This window comes from Variovorax sp. P4_B10, from assembly GCF_056402375.1.
Genome location: NZ_JBFUHN010000066.1, coordinates 20,801 through 41,222 on the forward strand (window position 1 = coordinate 20,801; position 20,422 = coordinate 41,222).

15 protein-coding genes and 1 pseudogene are annotated in these 20,422 nt (G+C 68.1%); 12 read left to right on the forward strand and 4 right to left on the reverse strand.

What is annotated here, in order from left to right; translation table 11 throughout:
- From AC1DXX_RS25070 to AC1DXX_RS25080, 3 genes are all read right to left on the reverse strand, one after another.
- Positions 1 to 1,404 carry an aminotransferase class III-fold pyridoxal phosphate-dependent enzyme gene (locus AC1DXX_RS25070; protein WP_478136924.1) on the reverse strand — a complete coding sequence of 468 codons (1,404 nt, stop codon included), beginning with the start codon at positions 1,402 to 1,404 and terminating at the stop codon, positions 1 to 3.
- 150 nt (positions 1,405 to 1,554) lie between these two features.
- Positions 1,555 to 2,490, reverse strand: coding sequence for a 2-hydroxyacid dehydrogenase (locus AC1DXX_RS25075; RefSeq protein ID WP_478136925.1), 936 nt, complete (start codon positions 2,488 to 2,490; stop codon positions 1,555 to 1,557).
- Positions 2,491 to 2,501: 11 nt separating this feature from the next.
- On the reverse strand, positions 2,502 to 3,380 hold the full coding sequence (locus AC1DXX_RS25080; RefSeq protein WP_478136926.1) for a GNAT family N-acetyltransferase: 879 nt from the start codon (positions 3,378 to 3,380) through the stop codon (positions 2,502 to 2,504).
- 513 nt (positions 3,381 to 3,893) lie between these two features.
- On the opposite strand from AC1DXX_RS25080, the gene AC1DXX_RS25085 reads away from it, so the two are divergent.
- From AC1DXX_RS25085 to AC1DXX_RS25120, 8 genes are all read left to right on the forward strand, one after another.
- Positions 3,894 to 4,559 carry a haloacid dehalogenase type II gene (locus AC1DXX_RS25085; RefSeq protein ID WP_478136927.1) on the forward strand — a complete coding sequence of 222 codons (666 nt, stop codon included), beginning with the start codon at positions 3,894 to 3,896 and terminating at the stop codon, positions 4,557 to 4,559.
- A gap of 31 nt (positions 4,560 to 4,590) precedes the next feature.
- Positions 4,591 to 5,883 carry an NAD(P)/FAD-dependent oxidoreductase gene (locus tag AC1DXX_RS25090; protein WP_478136928.1) on the forward strand — a complete coding sequence of 431 codons (1,293 nt, stop codon included), beginning with the start codon at positions 4,591 to 4,593 and terminating at the stop codon, positions 5,881 to 5,883.
- Positions 5,884 to 5,965: 82 nt separating this feature from the next.
- A complete protein-coding gene (locus tag AC1DXX_RS25095; RefSeq protein ID WP_478136929.1) occupies positions 5,966 to 7,588 on the forward strand; it encodes an ABC transporter substrate-binding protein in 1,623 nt (540 codons plus the stop codon).
- Positions 7,589 to 7,747: 159 nt separating this feature from the next.
- Positions 7,748 to 8,704 (forward strand): ABC transporter permease, encoded by a 957-nt coding sequence (locus AC1DXX_RS25100; protein ID WP_478136930.1) that lies wholly within the window; start codon positions 7,748 to 7,750, stop codon positions 8,702 to 8,704.
- Positions 8,705 to 8,713: 9 nt separating this feature from the next.
- On the forward strand, positions 8,714 to 9,619 hold the full coding sequence (locus tag AC1DXX_RS25105; RefSeq protein WP_478136931.1) for an ABC transporter permease: 906 nt from the start codon (positions 8,714 to 8,716) through the stop codon (positions 9,617 to 9,619).
- A complete protein-coding gene (locus tag AC1DXX_RS25110; RefSeq protein WP_478136932.1) occupies positions 9,619 to 11,247 on the forward strand; it encodes an ABC transporter ATP-binding protein in 1,629 nt (542 codons plus the stop codon). The genes AC1DXX_RS25105 and AC1DXX_RS25110 overlap by 1 nt, the downstream gene beginning before the upstream one ends.
- 11 nt (positions 11,248 to 11,258) lie before the next feature.
- A complete protein-coding gene (locus AC1DXX_RS25115) occupies positions 11,259 to 12,347 on the forward strand; it encodes a tartrate dehydrogenase (RefSeq protein ID WP_478136933.1) in 1,089 nt (362 codons plus the stop codon).
- A gap of 31 nt (positions 12,348 to 12,378) precedes the next feature.
- Positions 12,379 to 13,860 carry an NAD-dependent succinate-semialdehyde dehydrogenase gene (locus AC1DXX_RS25120; RefSeq protein ID WP_478136934.1) on the forward strand — a complete coding sequence of 494 codons (1,482 nt, stop codon included), beginning with the start codon at positions 12,379 to 12,381 and terminating at the stop codon, positions 13,858 to 13,860.
- Between the two features lie 9 nt (positions 13,861 to 13,869).
- Here AC1DXX_RS25120 and AC1DXX_RS25125 read toward each other — a convergent pair whose 3' ends face one another.
- Positions 13,870 to 14,847 carry a tripartite tricarboxylate transporter substrate-binding protein gene (locus AC1DXX_RS25125; RefSeq protein WP_478136935.1) on the reverse strand — a complete coding sequence of 326 codons (978 nt, stop codon included), beginning with the start codon at positions 14,845 to 14,847 and terminating at the stop codon, positions 13,870 to 13,872.
- A 125-nt stretch (positions 14,848 to 14,972) separates the two neighbouring features.
- Between AC1DXX_RS25125 and AC1DXX_RS25130 the strand changes: the two genes are divergently transcribed.
- The 4 genes and pseudogenes from AC1DXX_RS25130 to AC1DXX_RS25145 form a co-directional block, all read left to right on the forward strand.
- Positions 14,973 to 15,518, forward strand: a complete 546-nt coding sequence (locus AC1DXX_RS25130) for a MarR family winged helix-turn-helix transcriptional regulator (protein ID WP_478136936.1) — start codon at positions 14,973 to 14,975, stop codon at positions 15,516 to 15,518.
- A gap of 125 nt (positions 15,519 to 15,643) precedes the next feature.
- The gene (locus AC1DXX_RS25135) at positions 15,644 to 16,090 is read left to right on the forward strand and encodes a universal stress protein (protein WP_478136937.1); all 447 of its coding nucleotides are present in this window, start codon (positions 15,644 to 15,646) and stop codon (positions 16,088 to 16,090) included.
- Positions 16,091 to 16,655: 565 nt separating this feature from the next.
- Positions 16,656 to 16,781, forward strand: a pseudogene (locus AC1DXX_RS25140) (ESPR domain-containing protein); the annotation flags it as partial.
- 36 nt (positions 16,782 to 16,817) lie between these two features.
- On the forward strand, positions 16,818 to 20,422 hold a 3,605-nt coding region (locus tag AC1DXX_RS25145; RefSeq protein ID WP_478136938.1), incomplete at its 3' end, for a beta strand repeat-containing protein.

Genomic DNA, 20,422 nt, shown 5'->3' on the forward strand with positions numbered 1-20,422 from the left:
TCAGGCCGCCAGCGCCGCGCGCACGTCCGCGGCGTCCAGCACCTCGTCGAGTATTTTCTTCAGGCGCGCGAACATCTGCGCGAACTCGTCTTCGGTGAAGGTGAGCGCCGGCGCAAAGCCGAGGATGTTGTCGCCGAAGGCGCGGAACACCAGCCCGTTGCGGTAGCCCGCGGCAAAGATGCGGTCCGACAGGCCGAGCGCCGCATCGAAGCCACGCTTGCTTTGCTTGTCGCTCACCAGCTCCAGCGCGCCCAGCAGCCCGCGGTGGCGCGAATCGCCCACCAGCGGATGCGCGCGCAGCGCATCGAGCCCCGCCGCAAAATGGGCCGCGCCGCGCTGGCCGTTGGCGAGCACCCCACCCTCTTCATACAGGCGCAGCACCTCGAGCGCGACCGCGGCGCTCACCGGGTGCGCCGAGTAGGTGGCGCCGTGGCCGACCGACGCGCCCGCGGGCGCACCGTCGGCGATGCCGGCATAGACCTTCTCCGACATCATCGTCGCGCCCATCGGCACGTAGCCCGACGTCAGGCCCTTGGCCATGGTCATCAGGTCGGGCTCCACGCCTTCGGCCTCGCAGGCGAACATGGGGCCGGTGCGGCCGAAGCCGGTGATGACCTCGTCCACCACGAAGAGGATGTCGAGCTCGCGCGCCGCATCGCGCATGGCCTTGAGCCAGCCCTTGGGCGGCACGATGACGCCGCCCGAACCCTGGATCGGCTCGCAGAAGAAAGCGGCCACGTTGTCGGCGCCGAGCTCGGCCACCTTGGCGCGCAGCGAAGCCACCGACGCGGCGATCAACGCCTGCGGGTCGGCGCCGTCCGCATGGCGGTACGGGTTGGGCGACGGGATGTAGTGCTGCGTGGGCAGCGGCAGGTCGAAGCCGCGGTGGAAGGCGGGCAAGGCCGTGAGGCCCGCGCCGGTCGACGAGGAGCCGTGGTAGCCGCGCTCCAGTGCAATGAACTGCTTCTTCGACGGCTTGCCGATCGCGTTGTAGTACTGCACGATGAAGCGCACGGCGGCATCCACCGCCTCCGAGCCGCCGAGCGTCATGTACACGCGGGTCAGCGATGCGGGCGTGATCTGCACCAGCTTCTCGGCCAGGCGGATGGCCGGCTCGCTGCTGAAGTGAAAGTAGCTGGTGGCGTACGGCAGGCGCCGCATCTGGTCGGCCGCAGCCTGCACCACGCTCTCCTGGCCGTAGCCCACGTTCACGCACCAGAGGCCGGCGAAGGCGTCGAGCAGTTCGTGCCCGTTCGCATCCGTCAGCCAGGCACCGCGGGCCGAGGCCAGCACGGTGGGGCCTCGCTGCTCGTGCGTGCGCCAGGGCGAGACGGGATGAATGAGGTGGGCACGGTCGATCGCGTCGAGCGTGGCAAGGTGCGGCAATGCGGTGGGATGCGTCATGGCGGTGTCGATTGAGGCGAGAGCGAAGGAAGCTTTCGAATGCCCTCAGCTTAGGCGGCGTGCCGCATGGCGTGGTGCTGCTTTGGGGGTGCTGCGCGAAGCACGCTGCGGTTATGCGACCCGCCACAGCACATCATGCGGTCGGGCTTTTCAGTAACCCTTGGCGCGGTCCACGCGGCCGACCATCGGCTCGCCGGCTTCGAAGCGGCGCAGGTTGTCGAGCACGGCCTCCGCGGCGCTCAGCGGCTGCGTCATGCTCGCGATGTGCGGCGTGAGCTGGATGCGCGGATGGCGCCAGAAGGCGTGCGTGGGCGGCAGTGGCTCGGGGTCGGTCACGTCGAGCACCGCATCGCCGATCTGCCCGCTGGCGAGCGCATCCAGAAAGTCGCGCTCCACCAGGTGCGGCCCGCGGCCCACGTGCACCAGCCCCGCGCCCCTGGGCAGCATCGAGAACAGCTTCGCATCGAGAAAGCCGCGCGTCGAATCGGTGAGCGGCAGCAGGCACACGAGGACGTCGGTGCGCGCCAGAAAGGCGGGCAGCGCGTCGGCACCCGCATGGCACTGCACGCCAACGACTTCATGCTGCGAGCGGCTCCATCCCGCGCAGTCGAAGCCCAACGAGACCAGCYGCGCCAGCACCGCCTGGCCGAGCGAGCCCAGCCCCAGCACGCCCACGCGCCGCTCGCCTGCGGGCCGCACGGGCAGCGGCTTCCACTGTCCTTCCTGCTGCTGGCGCCGGTACTGCGGCATGTCGCGATGCAGGCCGAGCACCGCGTGCGTCGCGTACTCGACCATGCCGCGCACGATGCCGGGCTCGACCATGCGCACCACGGGCAATTCGGGCGGCAGCGCCGCAAAGTCGAACTGGTCCACGCCCGCGCCCGAGGAGAACAGCACCTCGAGATTCGGGAAGCGCTCGGCGATGTCGTCCGGCGGCTCCCATGCTGCGAGAAAGCGCACCTGCGCCGCGTCGCCGATGTCGGGCCAGATGCGGAAGTCGATGTCGGGCCGGCGGCGACCGAACACCTCGGCCCACTGGCGCCCGCGCACGGGGTCGGACTTGTAGAGAAAGGTGAAGGCTCCCATGGACTGCCCCTTCAACCCACGGCCTGGGTCACGATCGCGAACAGCGCCGGCCCTTGCGCCGGCACCGCGAGCGGCTCACCGCGCACCATCGTCGTCGGCGCATCCACGCGCAGCAGGCCGATGCTCTCGAGCCATTCGGCCAGGCCGCTGTCGAAGTCGATGTCGATGCGCGTGAAGTTGCCGGCGTTCAGGCCCGCGAGATGCGCAATCAGCGCCTTCGCGCCCTCGGCATCGGGCGCGACCACGGGCCCGATGGCATGGCCGCGGCCGAAGCGCCGCAGCATGGCGAAGCCCTTCGGCGCGTTGTCGTGGTCGAGCACCACGCAGGCATCGGCGCTTTGCAGCAGCTCGGCAATGAGCGCGTCGCGCGGCATGCCGCGTGCCGCCGCATCGAGTGCCTGCAGCGCGGGCAGTTCGTTGAGCCCCGCGGGCCGCAGCCGCCAGCCGGGCTGCAGCGCGACCAGCGGTGCCGGCAGCGCAATGCCCTGGTGCTGGCGCATCTCGCCGGTGCGCACGAACCCCAGCCGTTCATAAAGCCCCCGCCCTTCCGCGGTGGCGTGCAGCAGCACCGTGCGCTTGTCCAGCCCGTCGAGCAAGGCGCTCATGAGGCGGTGCCCGATGCGGCGGCCCTGGCAGGCGGGCGAGACGATCACCAGGCCGATGGTGGCGTGGCTCTTGCCCCATAGCCAGCGCAGGCCGGTCGCGACGAGTTCGCCGTCGCGTTCGGCCGCGATGCCTTCGGCATGCGAGAACATCTGCTCCCAGTCCGCGGGGCGATGCGGCCAGCGCAGCTCGGCGGACAGCGCATGCGCATGCGGAAGGTCGGCGGCCGTCATCGGTCTGAACACCACGCCATCCGGGGCGGGTGCATTCGAAATAGGTTCGGGCATGGGGAAAACTCTCTGTTGCGAAGGAATGGCGCATCCATCTTGGACGACATTGCGGCGCTGCACCAGACCGAATTCGGCCTCCTTTGCAACTTGCAAGCTTCGGTTGCCGGGCGGCCCGGTTTCGCAATTCGATGCCGCGGCGCGCCCGCATATGCACACAAATGCTGAGGCATCCTGCCTAGGATCGACGGCCACTTCATAGGACCCGCCGCCATGCAAGCCGTCGATCCGCGAAACATCCACCGGCAAGGGCCGGGGACGTCGGGCGTTCGACGCCAACCCGCGCTTCAAAAGCGTGCTCATCGGCTTTGCCGCGGCGCACCGAGGTGCATGGCCGCACGCATGCTGGGCACACCGCACGGCATGCCGTCGCCACCCCCGCAAACCGCAGCTTCGTTTCGGCAAGCGCCGTTTTTCCCTACATACCTCGAGCGGGAGCGTGCTGCAATCGCTTCGTAATGATTTCGTAATGAGCTTGTCGCATTAGCCACCTTTCAAACAGGAACAGAGACCATGACTTTTCGTCCCAAGTACGTGACCTTCGACTGCTACGGCACCCTCACCCGGTTCCGCATGAAGGAGTTGACCCTCGACCTCTTTGCCGATCGCATCCGGCCCGAGCAGATGGAGCAGTTCGTCGCCGACTTCACCGCTTACCGCTTCGACGAGGTGCTGGGCGCCTGGCAGCCCTACGAGGTGGTGCTGAAGAATGCGGTGCGTCGCCTGTGCAGGAAGTGGAAGATCCAGTACTTCGACAGCGACGGCCAGAAGTACTACGACGCCGTGCCCACCTGGGGTCCGCACGACGACGTGGCCGCAGGCCTCGCCAAGGTGGCCAAGGAAATCCCGCTGGTCATCCTGTCGAACGCCTCGGACGACCAGATCCAGAAGAACGTCGCCATGCTCGGCGCACCGTTCCACCGCGTCTACACCGCGCAGCAGGCGCAAGCCTACAAGCCGCGCCTGCAGGCCTTCGAGTACATGCTCGACTCGCTGGGCTGCAACCCGGAAGACGTGCTGCACGTGTCGTCCAGCCTGCGCTACGACCTGATGTCGGCGGACGACATCGGCATCGTCAACAAGGTGTTCGTCAACCGCGGCCACGGCCCGGGCAACCCGGCCTACCGCTACACCGAGATCCAGGACATCGGCGGCCTGCCCGGCGTCGTGGGCCTCTGATCCTCCTCTGCACGCTGACCCGCTCCACGCCATGAAGCTCGACTCCTACTGGACCGATTCCGCGCCGGCCTTCTCGCCGGCAGCGCATGCACTGCCGGCGCAGGTGGACGTCGCGATCGTGGGCGGCGGCTTCACCGGCCTGTCGGCGGCGCGGGCGCTGGCCCAACGCGGCGCCCGCGTCGCGGTGCTGGAAGCCGGCACCCGCGTGGCGGCCGAGGCGTCGGGCCGCAATGGCGGCCACGTGAACAACGGGCTGGCCGTGGACTACGCCGATGTGGCGGCCAAGGTCGGCATCGAGAAGGCCCGGGCCTGGTACCGCGCCTACGACGACGCGGTGGACACCGTGGCGCGGCTGGTGCGCGACGAGGCGATCGACTGCGACTTCATGCGCCATGGCAAGCTCAAGCTCGCCACGCGCGCCCACCAGATGGCCGCGCTCGAACGCAGCGCGCAGCGCCTGGTGGCCGACGGCGTGGACACCGACGTCGAGATCCTCGATGCGGCGCAGGTGCGCAGCGAGGTGCAGAGCGAGCGCTTTCATGGCGGCCTGCTCTACAAGCGCAGCGGCCAGATGCACATGGGCCGCTTCGCCCAGGGGCTGGCCGAAGCCGCGCAGCGCCACGGCGCGCAGATCCACACCGGCACCATGGTCAACCGCGTCGAGCGGCTAGGCCAGGGCCATGCACACCGGCTGCACACCGCCGGCGGCACCGTCACCGCGCAGCAGGTGCTGCTGGCCACGGGCGCCACGCGCCATGGCGGCTACGGCAGCTTCGGCTGGCTGCGCCGGCGCATCGTGCCGATCGGCAGCTTCATCGTCGTGACCGAGCCGCTCGGTGCGGAGCGCGCGCAGGCGCTGCTCGCGGCCCGGCGCACCTACACGACGGTCGCGAACATCCACCACTACTTCCGGCTCACGACCGACCACCGGCTGGTGTTCGGCGGCCGTGCGCGCTTCTCGGTTTCCAGCCCGCAGGCCGATGCCGCAAGCGGCGAGATCCTTCGCGCCGGACTGGCCGAAACCTTCCCGCAGCTCGGCGCCGTGCGGCTGGACTACTGCTGGGGCGGACTGGTCGACATGACGCAAGACCGCCTGCCCCACGCCGGCGAGCGCGACGGCCTCTACTACGCCATGGGCTACAGCGGCCACGGCACGCAGATGTCGGTTCACATGGGCGAGCGCATGGCCGCCGTGATGAACGGCGACGCCAACGCCAACCCCTGGCAGGGCCGCGACTGGCCCGCCATCCCCGGTCACTTCGGCCCGCCCTGGTTCCTGCCGGCAGTCGGGCTTTACTACTCGCTCAAGGACAAGCTGGCCTGAGCGCACAGCGAGTCCGCCGTTTCCGTTCCGTGTTTGTTTGTTCTTCAACCCTCAGTCACCGGCCCCACAGGAGTACCCCACCATGAGCGACAGCAGCAACAAGAGGTTCGAAAGCCTCGTCGGTCCCGGCGAAAGCCTTCGCGTGATGGAATCGCTGAAACGCGGCGCCTCCCGGCGCGACATCCTGACGATGCTGATGGCCGGTGGCATGCAGGCCACCCTGGCCGGCAGCCTCGCCGGCATGGCGGTATCCGCCCATGCGCAGACGCCCAGGAAGGGCGGGCGCCTCCGGGTGGCAGGCGCCACGGCCGCCGCCACCGACACGCTCGATCCGGCCAAGCAGTCGAACCAGACCGACTACTCGCGCTGCAACATGATCTACAACGGCCTGACCACGCTGGACGGCAGCCTCACGCCGCAGCCCGCGCTGGCCGAATCGTTCACCACCAAGGACGCCAAGACCTGGGTCTTCACGCTGCGCAAGGGCGTGACCTTCCATGACGGCAAGGCGCTCGCGCCGGCCGACGTCGTGTTCTCGGTGATGCGCCACAAGGACCCGGCCACCGCCTCCAAGGCCAAGGTGCTCGCTGACCAGATCGAAAGCGTCAAAGCCACCGGCGCCAACGAAGTGACCTTCGTGCTCAGCGCGCCGAACGCCGACCTGCCGGTGATCCTGGGCACCTTCCACTTCCAGATCGTCAAGGAAGGCACGACCGACTTCAACGCCGGCATCGGCACCGGCCCCTACAAGCTCAAGGAATTCAAGCCCGGTGTGCGCTCGCTGATGGTGCGCAACGACGCCTACTGGAAGCCCGGCAAGCCCTACCTGGACGAGATCGAGTTCGTGGGCATCGGCGACGAGAGCGCGCGCGTCAATGCGCTGCTGTCGGGCGGCATGGACCTGGTCGGCTCGGTCAACCCGCGCTCTGTGGAGCGCGTGAAGGGAACCCCCGGCTTCGGCATCTTCGTCACCCAGTCCGGCCAGTACTCCGACCTCGTGATGCGCAAGGACGTGGGCCCCGGTGCCAACCCCGACTTCGTGCTCGGCATGAAGCACCTGTTCGACCGCGAGCAGATGAAGAAGACCATTGCGCTCGACTATGCGGTGGTGGCCAACGACCAGCCGATCGATCCGACCAACCGCTTCTACTTCGCCGGCCTGCCGCAGCGCCCCTTCGACCTCGACAAGGCGAAGTTCCACCTGCAGAAGTCCGGCGTCACCGGCAAGGTGCCGATGGTGGCTTCGCCGGCGGCGCTCTACTCGGTGGAGATGGCGCTGCTGCTGCAGCAGACGGCGCAGCGCGCGGGGCTGGAGATCGACATCAAGCGCATGCCGGCCGACGGCTACTGGTCGAACCACTGGCTCAACAGCCATGTGGGCTTCGGCAACGTCAACCCGCGCCCGAGCGCCGACGTGTTGCTGACGCAGTTCTTCCAGTCGGGCGCAGCCTGGAACGAGTCGCGCTGGAAGAGCGAGAAGTTCGACCAGCTGCTGCTGGCCTCGCGCGCCGAGACCGACCTGGCCAAGCGCAAGCAGATGTATGCCGACATGCAGACCATGATCCACCAGGAGGCCGGCATCGGCATCCCGCTGTTCCTCGCGAGCATCGACGGCCACACCTCCAAGCTCAAGGGCCTGTCGCCCATCCCGCTGGGCGGCCTCATGGGCTACAACTTCGCCGAGAACGTATGGCTGGAAGCGTGAGCTCTCCCCCAGGCTTGCTCACTTCGTGTAGCCGCCACCCCCCTCGCCGGGGGCAACACCAGCGGCCCGGCAAAGCCGGTTCCGCGGTGTTCCCCGAACAGGCCTGGTTGCGCCGGCCCTGGGGCGCGCCTGGAGGAACAGTCCAATGGAGTCGCTGACATGAATCAACTGATCATCAAGCTTCTCGTCCAGCGCATCGCGCTGGCGCTCCTGTCGCTGCTGGCGGTGTCGGTGGTCGTGTTCTCGATCACCGCGGTGCTGCCCGGCGATGCCGCTCAGGAGCAGCTCGGCCAGGACGCCACGCCCGAGGCCGTGGCCGCGCTGCGCGCGCAGATGGGACTGGACGTGCCGGCACCCGAGCGCTACGCGAAGTGGCTGCTCGGCATGGTGAAGGGCGACCTCGGCCGCTCCGCGACCACGCAGATGCCCGTGGCCGAACTGGTCGCCAGCCGCCTCCCCAACTCGCTGCTGCTGGCCGCCGTCACCGCGCTGTTCTCGGTGCCGATCGCACTCGCGCTCGGCATCGCCTCGGCGGTGTGGCGCGGCTCGTGGTTCGACCGCGCCGCCTCGACGACGGCGGTGGGCGTGGTGTCGGTGCCGGAGTTCCTGGTCGCGACGCTGGCGGTGCTGGTGTTCGCGGTCAAGCTGCGCTGGCTGCCGGCGCTCTCCTTCGTCAACGACATCGAGTCGCTGGGCCAGCTGCTGCGCGCCTTCGCGATGCCGGTGCTGGTGCTGTGCTGCGTGATCGTGGCGCAGATGATGCGCATGACGCGCGCCGCGGTGATCGACCAGCTCGAGGCGCCCTACATCGAGATGGTGCGGCTCAAGGGCGCCTCGCCGATGCGCATGGTGCTGGCGCACGCACTGCCCAATGCGGTGGGCCCGATCGCCAATGCGGTGGCGCTGAGCCTGTCTTACCTGCTCGGCGGCGTGATCATCGTCGAGACCATCTTCAACTACCCGGGCATCGCCAAGCTGATGGTCGACGGCGTCTCGCAGCGCGACATGCCGCTGGTGCAGACCTGCGCCATGATCTTCTGCTGCGCCTATTTGATCCTGGTGACGACGGCCGACATCTTCGGCATCCTCGCCAATCCGCGGCTGCGGCACCGCTGAAGGAAGCTCATGGAAACGTCCACATCTTCAACGGTCGCGAGCGCCACGGCTTCCCTGGCGCCAGCGCCGCAAGAACGCCGAGGCGGCCCGCTGCCGTGGCTCGGGGGGTTCGGCGCATTCGGCCTGCTCGGTCTCGCGGTGCTGCTGTTCTGGCTGCTCGCGGCGCTGCTCGGGCCATGGCTGCTGTCGCACGGCACGGCGGCCACGGGCACCTCGAACGTCTTCGAGCCGATGAGCGCGACGCACTGGCTGGGCACCGACTACCTCGGCCGCGACATGCTGGCGCTCATCATCCAGGGGGCGCGCTACACGATCGGCGTCGCGCTGCTGGCCACGCTGCTGGCCAGCGGAACCGGCACCGTGCTGGCGCTCCTGGCCGCCGCCAGCGGCCGCTGGATCGACGCGGTGCTCAGCCGCGGCCTCGACACGCTGACCGCGATCCCGAGCAAGATGTTCGCGCTCATCATGGTGGCGGGCTTCGGCTCCTCGGTGCCGATGCTGGTGGCCACGGCGGCCATCATCTACGTGCCGGGCGCCTACCGCATGGCGCGCTCGCTGGCCGTCAACATCAATGCACTCGACTACGTGACCGTGGCGCGCACGCGCGGCGAAGGCACGCTCTACATCATGCTGCGCGAGATCCTGCCCAACATCCTGGGCCCGATGCTGGCCGACCTGGGGCTGCGCTTCGTCTACGTCGTGCTGCTGCTGGCGAGCCTGAGCTTCCTGGGCCTGGGCATCCAGCCGCCGGCGGCCGACTGGGGCTCGCTGGTGCGCGAGAACATCGGTGCGCTCGCCATGGGCGGCGCCTCGGTGATCGTGCCGGCGCTGGCCATCGCGAGCCTGACCATCGCGGTCAATCTCGTCATCGACAACCTGCCCGGCCGTTCGGACCGGGAACGCGGAGCACGCTGATGGGCGCACCACTCACTGTCCAGGGCCTGAGCATCTGCGCCGGCGCGAACACGCTGGTCGACAACCTGAGCTTCTCCGTGCAGCCCGGCGAAGTGCTGGCGCTGATCGGCGAGTCGGGTTCCGGCAAGACCACCACCGCGCTCGCGCTGATGGGCTATGCGCGCAGCGGCTGCCGCATCTCGGCCGGCCGGGTGCAGATCGGCGACACCGACGTGCTGGCACTCGATGCGGCGCGCCAGCGCAGCCTGCGCGGCCGCACGGTCTCCTACATCGCGCAGAGCGCGGCCGCCTCCTTCAATCCCTCGCGCACGATCATGGACCAGGTGGTCGAGCCCACGGTCATCCACGGCCTGTGCAAGCGGGCCGAGGCCGAGGCAAAGGCGGTGCAGCTGTTCCGCGAACTGGCGCTGCCCGATCCGGAGGGCATCGGCGCGCGCTATCCGCACCAGGTCTCCGGTGGCCAGCTGCAGCGGCTGATGGCGGCGATGGCGCTGATCGGCGACCCCGACCTGGTGATCCTCGACGAGCCGACCACCGCGCTCGACGTGACCACGCAGATCGAGGTGCTGCGCGCCTTCCGCCGCGTGGTGCGCGAGCGCCGCGCCACCGCGGTGTACGTGAGCCACGACCTGGCGGTGGTGGCGCAGATGGCCGACCACATCCTGGTGCTGCGCAACGGCTGCATGCGCGAGCTGAACGCGACCGGGCAGATCCTCGCCGCGCCGGCCGACGAATACACGAAAAGCCTGCTGGCCGCCGCGCGGCCGGCGCCGCGCGAGTCGGCCAAGGCCGCCAACGACGATCCCGAGTTGCTGCTCGAGGTGCGCCAACTCTCGGCCGGCTACGGCCCGGTGGATGCGCAGGGACGCCCGGCCAAGCCGATCCTGGAGGACATCGACCTGAAGCTCTACCGCGGCCAGGCGATCGGCGTGATCGGCGAATCGGGCTCGGGCAAGACCACGCTGGCGCGGGCGGTGGCGGGCCTCCTGAAGCCCAGCCACGGCAGCGTGCTGTTCCACGGCCGCGAACTCAAGCCCACGCTGCAGCAGCGCGAGCGCGACGAGCTGCGCCGCATCCAGATCGTCTTCCAGATGGCCGACACGGCGCTGAACCCGTCGCAGACCATCGGGCGCATCCTGGCGCGGCCGCTGCAGTTCTACAAGGGCCTGCGCGGCGAGCCGCTCAAGCGGCGCATCCAGGAGCTGCTCGATCTGGTGAAGCTGCCGCACACGGTGGCCGACCGCCTGCCCGGCGGCCTTTCGGGCGGACAGAAGCAGCGCGTCAACCTGGCGCGCGCACTGGCGGCCGACCCCGACCTGATCCTGTGCGACGAAGTGACCTCGGCGCTCGACACGGTCGTCGGCGCGGCAGTGCTCGACCTGATGGCCGAACTGCGGCGCGAGCTTGGCGTGTCCTACCTGTTCATCAGCCACGACCTGCACACGGTGCGCTCGGTGTGCGACGAGATCGTCGTGATGCAGCATGGACGCAAGCTGGCGCAAGTGGCGCGCGCCGACTACGAGCGCGGGCCGCACCACCCCTACTACGAACTGCTGGCGCGTTCGGTGCCCGAGCTGCGCCAGGGCTGGCTCGACGACATGGACCGCAGGGCTGCGGCAACCCCATGAGGAAAACCGAGATGACACCCACTTTCCGCATCGCGCTGATCGCCGGCGACGGCATCGGCAAGGAAGTGATGCCCGAGGGCCTGCGCGTGGTGCAGGCCGCCGCGGAGCGCTTCGGCTTCGAGCTCGACTGCCGCGTCATCGACTGGGCGAGCTGCGACTACTACGCCGAGCACGGCCAGATGATGCCCGACGACTGGAAGGCGCAGCTCCAGGGCGTGGACGCGCTGTACTTCGGCGCGGTCGGCTGGCCCGCCACCGTGCCGGACCACGTGTCGCTCTGGGGTTCGCTGCTGAAATTCCGGCGCGAGTTCGACCAGTACATCAACCTGCGCCCGGTGCGCCTGTTCGAAGGCGTGCCCTGCCCGCTGGCCGGCCGCAGGCCCGGCGACATCGACTACTTCGTGGTGCGCGAGAACACCGAGGGCGAATACACCTCGCTCGGCGGCGTGATGTACGAAGGCACCGAGCGCGAGATCGTGATCCAGGAATCGGTGTTCTCGCGCCACGGCACCGACCGCGTGCTGCGCTATGCCTACGAGCTCGCCAACAGCCGCGCGCGCAAGCACCTCACGGTGGCCACCAAGAGCAACGGCATCGCGATCAGCATGCCCTGGTGGGACGGCCGCGCCGATGCCATCGGCCGCGACTACCCCGAGGTGACGGTCGACAAGCAGCACATCGACATTCTCTCGGCGCGCTTCGTGCTGCAGCCCACGCGCTTCGACGTGGTGGTGGCGAGCAACCTGTTCGGCGACATCCTCTCCGACCTGGGCCCGGCCACCACCGGCACCATCGGCCTCGCGCCCTCGGCCAACCTCAACCCCGACCGCCGGTTTCCGTCGCTGTTCGAGCCGGTGCACGGCTCGGCCCCCGACATCTACGGCCAGAACATCGCCAACCCCATCGCCATGATCTGGTCGGGCGCGCTGATGCTGGACTTCCTCACGCAAGGACAAGGCGCGGGCCGCGCCGCGCACGACGCCATCCTTGGTGCGATCGAGGCGGTGCTGCGCGAAGGGCCGCGCACGCGCGACCTGGGCGGCACGGCTTCGACCACCGAGCTTGGAATGGCCATTGCCGAACGTGTCGCCGCCGCCTGACCCCAGAATTCATTCAAGACGTTTTTCAAACATGACACTGACCCTCGAACGCCAGGACCTGCTGCCCGGCCGCCACCTCATCGGCGCCGAATGGCGCGAAGCCAGCGACGCCCGCCGCCTCGACGTGACCGACCCCGCCACCGACGGCGTGTTCGCGAGCGTGCCCGACGGCACGGCCGCCGATGCGCGCGCCGCGGTCGATGCGGCGCATGCCGCCTTTCCCGCATGGCGCGCCGTGCCGGCCAAGCAGCGCGCGCAGATCCTCAAGCGCTGGAACGACCTCATGCTGGCGCACCAGGAAGACCTGGGCCGCCTGATCTCGCGCGAACAGGGCAAGCCGCTGGCCGAGGGCCGCGGCGAAGTGGCCTATGCCGCCAGCTACGTCGAGTGGTTCGCGGAAGAAGCCACGCGCGCCAACGGCGACGTGATTCCCGCGCCGGTCACCGGCCGCCGCATGCTCGCGCTGAAGGAACCCGTGGGCGTGGTCGCCGCGATCACGCCGTGGAACTTTCCGGCCGCCATGATCGCCCGCAAGATCGCGCCCGCGCTGGCCGCGGGCTGCACCGTGGTGTGCAAACCGGCCGAGGACACGCCGCTCACTTCGCTCGCGCTCGTGAAGCTGGCCCAGGAAGCGGGCGTGCCGGCGGGCGTGCTCAACATCGTCACCGCGTCGCGCGAACGCACGCCCGAGGTGGTCGACGTGTGGCTCGCCGACAGCCGCGTGCGCAAGATCAGCTTCACCGGCTCCACGCCGGTCGGCAAGCACCTCGCGCGCGCCTCGGCCGACACGCTGAAGAAGCTGTCGCTCGAGCTCGGCGGCAACGCGCCCTTCATCGTGTTCGAGGATGCCGACATCGACGCCGCGGTGGAAGGCCTGATGGCCGCCAAGTTCCGCAACGGCGGCCAGACCTGCGTGTGCCCGAACCGCGTGTTCGTGCAGTCGAAGGTGCATGACGCCTTCGTCGACAAGCTGGCGGCGCGCGTGGGTGCGCTCCAGGTCGGTCCGGCCTCCGAGCCCGGCTCGCAGATCGGCCCGATGATCAATGCGCGTGCGGTCGACAAGATCGAGCGCCATGTGCGCGATGCCGTGTCCCGGGGCGCGCGCATCGCGGTGGGCGGCGAGCGGCTGCGCTCGGCGCGCTGCGACGGCCCCAACTACTACGCGCCGACCGTGCTGGTGAATGCCGACGCGACCATGGCGTGCAGCTGCGAAGAGACCTTCGGGCCGGTGGTGCCGGTCACGCGCTTCGAGACCGAGGCCGAGGTGGTGGCGGCCGCCAACGACACGCCCTTCGGACTGGCCGCGTACTTCTATTCGACCGACGTGCGCCGCATCTGGCGCGTGGCCGAGGCGCTGGAGTCGGGCATCGTCGGCATCAACGAAGGCGCGCTGGCCGCCGAGGCCGCGCCCTTCGGCGGCGTGAAGGAGTCAGGCTATGGCCGCGAAGGCTCGGTGCATGGGCTGGACGACTACATGCACGTCAAGTACCTGTGCCAGGGCGGTCTTTCGTAATGCGGATCGTCAGGGCGCGAAGCCGGACCGGCGCACCACCGGCTCCCATTGCTGGCGATAGGCCTTGAGCATCTGCGCGGTCTCGGCGGCGGTGCTGACGACCGGCGTGATGTAGAGCGCATTGGCGGCCTTTTGCAATCCGGCGTCCTGCATGACCTCGCGGATCGTGCTGGCCAGCAGTTGCACCTTCGGCTGAGACATCGTGCTCGGCGCGAAGAAGGTGTTCCAGCCATCGGCATCGATCTTCATGCCGGCCTCGCGGAAGGTCGGCAGCGAAGGCGCAAAGCTCACCCGCTTCTTCCCCGACACGGCCAGGATGCGGATCTTGCCGGCCAGGTGCTGGGCATAGAGCGAGTCCAGCGTGTCGATCGCGATCGGCAGGTTGCCGCCGCTCAGGTCTGCCGACAGCGGCGCCGAGCCGCCATAGCCCTTGATCTGCGGCTGGACGCTCAACGCATCGCCCACCATCAACCCGAAGAAGTGAGGAAGGCTGCCGGTGGCCGGCACGCCGAAGACCGCCTCCTCCGGATGCGCCCAGAGCCGGCCCACCAGGAACATCGCACGGTCGAGCTGCAGCTTGTTGCCGACGGCCAGGGCGAAGTCGTAGCTGCTGACCTGGGAGACCGGCACGAAGTCCTTGTCGGGGTCGTAGCCTGCGTCCTTGAACACGAGCGGCGCGACGACCATCACGGCAGGGTTGCCGAGCATCAGGACGTTCTCGCCGGCTGCGGCCCGCTTGACCTGCTTCGCCGCCAGCCGGCCACCTTCGCCGGGGCGGTTTTCAACGGTCACCTGCACGCCGAGCTTGGGGCTCAGCCGTTCCGCGATCAGGCGTGCAATGCGGTCGGTGCTGCCTCCGGGCGCATAGCCGACGACGAGCGTGAGCGGGCCGTCCAGGCTCTGCGCATGAACAGGAGCGAGGGCGCCGCAAGCGGCAAGGGCGAAGCACCATGCGGTGAGCTTTCGCCGGGAGAAAAGAGTGGCCATGAGGTTTCGTGCTGCTGCCGGTTGCGGATCGGCTTTGTTACCTGTTTATACGTAAGTAACAAATAGTTGATCTAATCCATCATCGGCCGCCGAGGCCACGCAGCCACAACCCACCCGACGCTCCCATGCAAGCATTTCCCGACGCAGGCGCATTGCGCGCCCCCCGTTCACTGGACGATCTGCTCCTGTACCGGCTGTCGCGTGCGGCGCGTGCCGGCAGCGGCATGGCGACCCGGCTGGTCGAAGGCGGCTTCGGCATCACGCGCCGCGAGTGGGGAATGATCGGCATGCTGGCACAGACCGGGGAGATCATGCCCTCTGCGCTCGCAGAGCGCCTGGACCTGGACCGTGTGCGCACGTCGCGCGGCCTGCGCAGCCTCTTCGAGAAAAAACTGGTCGAACGGCGGCAGGACGCCGAGGACCGCCGCGAAGTGCATGTGCGCCTGAGCCCGTCGGGCCGGCAGCTCTTCGGCGAGCTGTTTCCCCGCATCGCAAGCCTCAACACCGAACTTCTCGACGGCATCGATGCCGCGCACATCGACATCTTCCTTCAATGCCTGCGCCGGCTCGAGCTGCGTGGAACCGAACTGAGCGCACAGGGCATGGTGCCGGAAAAGGCCGACCGCCGCTCGGGCGGCACGCGCCATCGCTGGCCGAAGCGAAGCGCCTGAATACGCCGCGTCCCCGAGCATCGCGTTTAGAGGGCGCCGCCCACCCTCTTTGCTTGCCTGGCCGGAATCGCGAACTAGACTGGATTGCGAGGGCACCCGCGGTGCCGGGGGCCAAGGAGCCTGCCATGTACAAGCGTGTTCTCGTCGCAACCGATGGCTCCGCGCTGTCGGAAAAAGCGGTCACCACCGCCATCGACCTTGCCTTGCTGACCGGCGCCGAGCTGGTGAGCGTCAACGTCGCGCACATCCAGCCCTATGGCTACTTCGAAGGCTCGATGGTGCTGAACCAGCGGGATGTCGAAGCCACGCAGGAGCAGGCGGACCTGGCGGCCCAGCGGCTGGTCGATGCGGTCAGAACCGCGGCGGTCGCCAGGGGCGTTCGCAGCGCGCAGGCGATCGTCATGAAGTCCAACCAGGTGGCCGAGGCCATCATCGCGACTGCCAAGAACCAGCAGTGCGACCTGATCGTGATGGCATCGCATGGGCGGCGCAGCCTTGCGCGCCTGCTGATGGGCAGCGAGACGCTGCATGTGCTGACGCACTCGCACATTCCGGTGCTGGTGCTGCGTTAGCAGTCGTACGGCGCGCCGGAAGCCGGCCGCAAACATCAGGCTTTGCCGTGTCCCGGGCCGCCCGCGCCTGAATCCGGCTCCCACCCTCGCCTCCCGGCGCTGCAACGGCGCGCCCGGTGCGGCGTGAGGCCGCGCCCGCCTTGGCATCGGCCGGAGGCCGAGTCAAGCCGCGCACCCTGTTCATCGAATTCCTGGAATTCATTGGATTCATGGAATTAATCACGATAAACCACGAACAAGTACAACGATGCACCAAAAGAATGCGGCAGCCCGCATCCGTCATTGTTATAAAAGTATTTATTAAAACTAAATACTTAATTGAATTGAATTTCCAAAAATGGTATGTATTTAATTCTTTAGTAACTTTATATTACTATTCAATATTGATTTGCAATTGATAATTTAAATCAATACAACACAATGACTCCAAAATGCGACATACCAAGTTGCAACCTTCCACTCCCGCTTCTTAAGATTTATTTGCAAACAATAATTTCCAAAAGTTGCACAGGGAGCGGAATGGCCTCGCGCCATTCGATGGTTTTTAAACGGATGGATGGGGCTCATGAACAGAACTTATCGCTCTCTTTGGAACGAATCCCTTGGTGCCTGGGTTGCGGCATCGGAGATCACCCGCGCCAAAGGCACGCGCAGTGGAAGTTGCGTGGCGGCCGCGGGTGCGCCAGGCGCGCTCGGATCGCGCCCAAGCGGGCGCCTTCGCGCAATCTTGACCGCCCTGATGGCGATGGGCGGAACGGGATTGGCCTCGCTGGCGCAGGCGCAGGTGGACTGCTCTGCTGCGCCCTACTACTCCTACAGCCTCAGCTTGACGTGCGCGGGTCAACAGTCCAAAGCGACTCTCGGCGGAGCCACTGCAATAGGTTTTAACGCCTTCAGCGGGGGGATAAATGCCACGAGTCTTGGCATCAACGCCATTGCCTCAGCGACCAATGCCATTTACGTGGGTTCGCGCACCACTGGAACCGGAGCGTCCGCGGAGTCTGCAATTGCTATCGGCACAGACGTGAATGCCAGCGGGATCCGGGCCATTGCCGTCGGCCTCCAAGCCTCGGCCACCGGCGGATCAGCCACCGCCCTCGGGGCGACCGCCCAGGCGGTCGGGGACGGCACCGTTGCGGTCGGCCAGGCGGCCGGTGCGGCCTCGACGAGCGCCAATAAGGGTTCGGTCGCAGTGGGTATTGCCGCGGGACAATTTGTCTCCGGCGCGCAGAACACCGCCATCGGCGGTGGCGTTGAGAGCACGATCCGGGGCGCGGGTTCGGGCGTCACGGGAACGCGCAACGTCGCCTTCGGCACGGGCGACGGCTCGGTAACTTACGCCGGGACCTTGAAGGCTTCGGCAGGCAGTCTGGTCAGCGGCAACGACAATATCGCCATCGGCACCAACGCAGGCATCGGCGTCGCGGCCAGCGGGACGACGTCGATCGGCTTGAACGCGAATGCGACCGCGACATCTGCAGTCGCGGTAGGTACCGGCACGGTCGCCAGCAACATCAATGCGGTCGCGCTGGGAGCTTCCGCCACTGCCACCGCAGCCGGCGCCAGCGCGTTGGGCACCTTCGCCACCGCGACGGGAGCCAATTCCACAGCGCTCGGTGTCAGCGCCACGGCCGGCGCCGACTTTGCATTTGCCGGGGGATGGAGTAGCAAAGCGCTTGGGCTGCGCACCGTCGCAATAGGCAATGAGTCAGAGGCAACCAGCGACGCAGCCACCGCGGTCGGCAACGCCGCTCGAGCGGTAGGAAATAGTTCGCTTGCGCTCGGGGCGCAAGCGCTCGCGATGGGTGCCAGCACCGTTGCGGTCGGCCAGGGTGCCGGTGCGGGCTCGACGGCTGGCAATACCGGTTCAGTCGCATTGGGTATCGCATCCGGGGCACTGGTGACCGGCGCACTGAACACCGCCATCGGCGGCGGCACTGCGAGCGTGATGCGGGGTGCGGGTTCGGGCGTCACGGGAACGCGCAATGTGGCCTTCGGCTCGGGCGATGGCACGGTCGCCTACGACGGCACCCTGAAGGCCGCGGCAGGCAGTCTGGTCAGCGGCAACGACAACGTCGCCATCGGCACCAACGCGGGCATCGGGGTCGCGGGCAGCGCGACGACGTCGATCGGTCTGAACGCGAATGCGAACGCGGACAGGGCAATCGCCATCGGCTCCCAGGCAAACGCTTCCGTAACGGATGCCATCGCACAAGGCAGCAGCGCCAACGCGAGCGCCCAGAATGCCATTGCGATCGGCTTCGGGTCGATCGCCTCCAAGATAAATTCCATCAATCTTGGCGCGCGCACGCTTGCAGGAGCGGGCGCCACTGCGGAGGGTGCCATCGCTGTCGGCACGGATGTGACGGCATCGCAGGATCGCGCGGTCGCGATGGGGATCGTCAGCCGGGCAACCGGCACGGATGCGGTAGCGGTCGGTACCCGGGCCAACGCGGCCGCGGCCAACGCCACCGCGCTCGGCTCGGGCGGGACTGACGCCGCGACCGCCGTGCGCGCCTCGGGCACCGGTTCTGTGGCGCTGGGCGGCAACACGACCGCGGGCGCCAACGCGGCAGCCGCCGATGCCATTGCCATTGGCGGAGAGTCGTCCGCGACCCAGACGGAAGCGATCGCGGTCGGCCGGCTGGCCACCGCCTCGGCCGCAAACACCATTGCGGTCGGCAGGAATGCCCGGGCGGATTCGGCCGAAGCGGTTGCGATCGGCACCAACGCAACCGCTACCGGCGGTCGCTCGGTCTCCATCGGCTCCGGCAACGTCGCCAGCGGCAACGGCGCGGTGGCAATCGGCGACCCGAACACCGCCACCGGCAACGGCGCGATCGCGAATGGCCTGGACAACACCGCCACCGGCGACGGTTCGGTGGCGATGGGCAATACCAACATGGTCGGCGGGGGCGGCCAGGGGGTGAGCGTGGCCGGCACGCCGGCGCAGGGCGCGGTCGGCATCGGCTACCAGAACACCGTGGTCGGCCAGGGCAGCGTCGCGATCGGCAGCACCAGCAAGGCGCTGGCTGCGGGCGCGGTCGCGTTCGGCGACACGGCGGTCGCGAACAACGCGCGTGACGTGGCGCTGGGCTCCGGTTCGGTCACGGCAGCAGCCGTCGGCACGCCCAGCACCGTGATCAATGGCACGACCTACAACTTCGCGGGCATCACGCCGAGCAGCACGGTCAGCGTCGGCACGGGCACGGTGGGTGGCGAACGCACCATCACCAACGTGGCGGCGGGCCGGCTCTCTGCAACCAGCACCGATGCGATCAACGGCAGCCAGCTGTACCAGACCAACCAGGCGGTCGAGGCGGTGGCAACAACAGCGGGCAAGGGATGGAACCTGAGTGCCAATGGGGAGGCGACGCCGCAAAACATTGCACCGGGCGCAACGGCAGACTTCGCCAACGGCAGCAATACGACCGTCACGCGCACGGGCAACCAGATCAGGGTTGATGTGGTGGCAGATCCGACCTTCAACTCCGTGACCACAGGCAACACCAGGATCGACAACAACGGCCTGACCATCGTGGGAGGCCCGAGCGTAACGACCACCGGCATCAATGCCGGTGGCACGCAGATCACGAACGTGGCAGCCGGTACGGCTGCCACGGATGCGGTCAACCTGACCCAGCTGAACACCACGGTGGCCGGCAGCAAGACCAAGTACTACCACGTCAACTCCACAGGCGGGGGCAACGAAGCCAACGACGGCGCGACCGGCGCCGACGCCATCGCATCGGGCAAGGGCGCAACGGCCGCAGGTGCCTCCAGTGTGGCCATGGGCCTGGGTGCCACGGCCGGCACGGCCAACAGCGTGGCGCTGGGTGCGGGCTCGGCCACGGCGACAGTCGTCGGCACGCCCAGCACGACGATCAACGGCACGACCTACAACTTCCAGGGCATCACGCCTGTGGGCACGGTCAGTGTCGGCACGGTGGGCGGCGAACGCACCATCACCAACGTGGCAGCGGGCCGGCTCTCTGCGTCCAGCACCGATGCGATCAACGGCAGCCAGCTGTACCAGACCAACCAGGCGATCGAGGCGGCGGCAACAACAGCGGGCAAGGGATGGAACCTGAGTGCCAATGGCGAGGCGACGCCGCAAAACATTGCTCCAGGCGCAACGGCAGACTTCGCCAACGGCAGCAATACGACCGTCACGCGCACGGGCAACCAGATCAGGGTTGATGTGGTGGCAGATCCGACCTTCAACTCCGTGACCACAGGCAACACCAGGATCGACAACAACGGCCTGACCATCGTGGGAGGCCCGAGCGTAACGACCACCGGCATCAATGCCGGTGGCACGCAGATCACGAA

Bases quoted from the DNA above. Each gene is read 5' to 3' on its own strand.
- AC1DXX_RS25070 (WP_478136924.1), bottom strand. From the start codon at position 1,404: ATGACGCATCCCACCGCATTGCCGCACCTTGCCACGCTCGACGCGATC.
- AC1DXX_RS25080 (WP_478136926.1), bottom strand. From the start codon at position 3,380: ATGCCCGAACCTATTTCGAATGCACCCGCCCCGGATGGCGTGGTGTTC.
- AC1DXX_RS25085 (WP_478136927.1), top strand. From the start codon at position 3,894: ATGACTTTTCGTCCCAAGTACGTGACCTTCGACTGCTACGGCACCCTC.
- AC1DXX_RS25090 (WP_478136928.1), top strand. From the start codon at position 4,591: ATGAAGCTCGACTCCTACTGGACCGATTCCGCGCCGGCCTTCTCGCCG.
- AC1DXX_RS25095 (WP_478136929.1), top strand. From the start codon at position 5,966: ATGAGCGACAGCAGCAACAAGAGGTTCGAAAGCCTCGTCGGTCCCGGC.
- AC1DXX_RS25100 (WP_478136930.1), top strand. From the start codon at position 7,748: ATGAATCAACTGATCATCAAGCTTCTCGTCCAGCGCATCGCGCTGGCG.
- AC1DXX_RS25105 (WP_478136931.1), top strand. From the start codon at position 8,714: ATGGAAACGTCCACATCTTCAACGGTCGCGAGCGCCACGGCTTCCCTG.
- AC1DXX_RS25110 (WP_478136932.1), top strand. From the start codon at position 9,619: ATGGGCGCACCACTCACTGTCCAGGGCCTGAGCATCTGCGCCGGCGCG.
- AC1DXX_RS25115 (WP_478136933.1), top strand. From the start codon at position 11,259: ATGACACCCACTTTCCGCATCGCGCTGATCGCCGGCGACGGCATCGGC.
- AC1DXX_RS25120 (WP_478136934.1), top strand. From the start codon at position 12,379: ATGACACTGACCCTCGAACGCCAGGACCTGCTGCCCGGCCGCCACCTC.
- AC1DXX_RS25125 (WP_478136935.1), bottom strand. From the start codon at position 14,847: ATGGCCACTCTTTTCTCCCGGCGAAAGCTCACCGCATGGTGCTTCGCC.
- AC1DXX_RS25130 (WP_478136936.1), top strand. From the start codon at position 14,973: ATGCAAGCATTTCCCGACGCAGGCGCATTGCGCGCCCCCCGTTCACTG.
- AC1DXX_RS25135 (WP_478136937.1), top strand. From the start codon at position 15,644: ATGTACAAGCGTGTTCTCGTCGCAACCGATGGCTCCGCGCTGTCGGAA.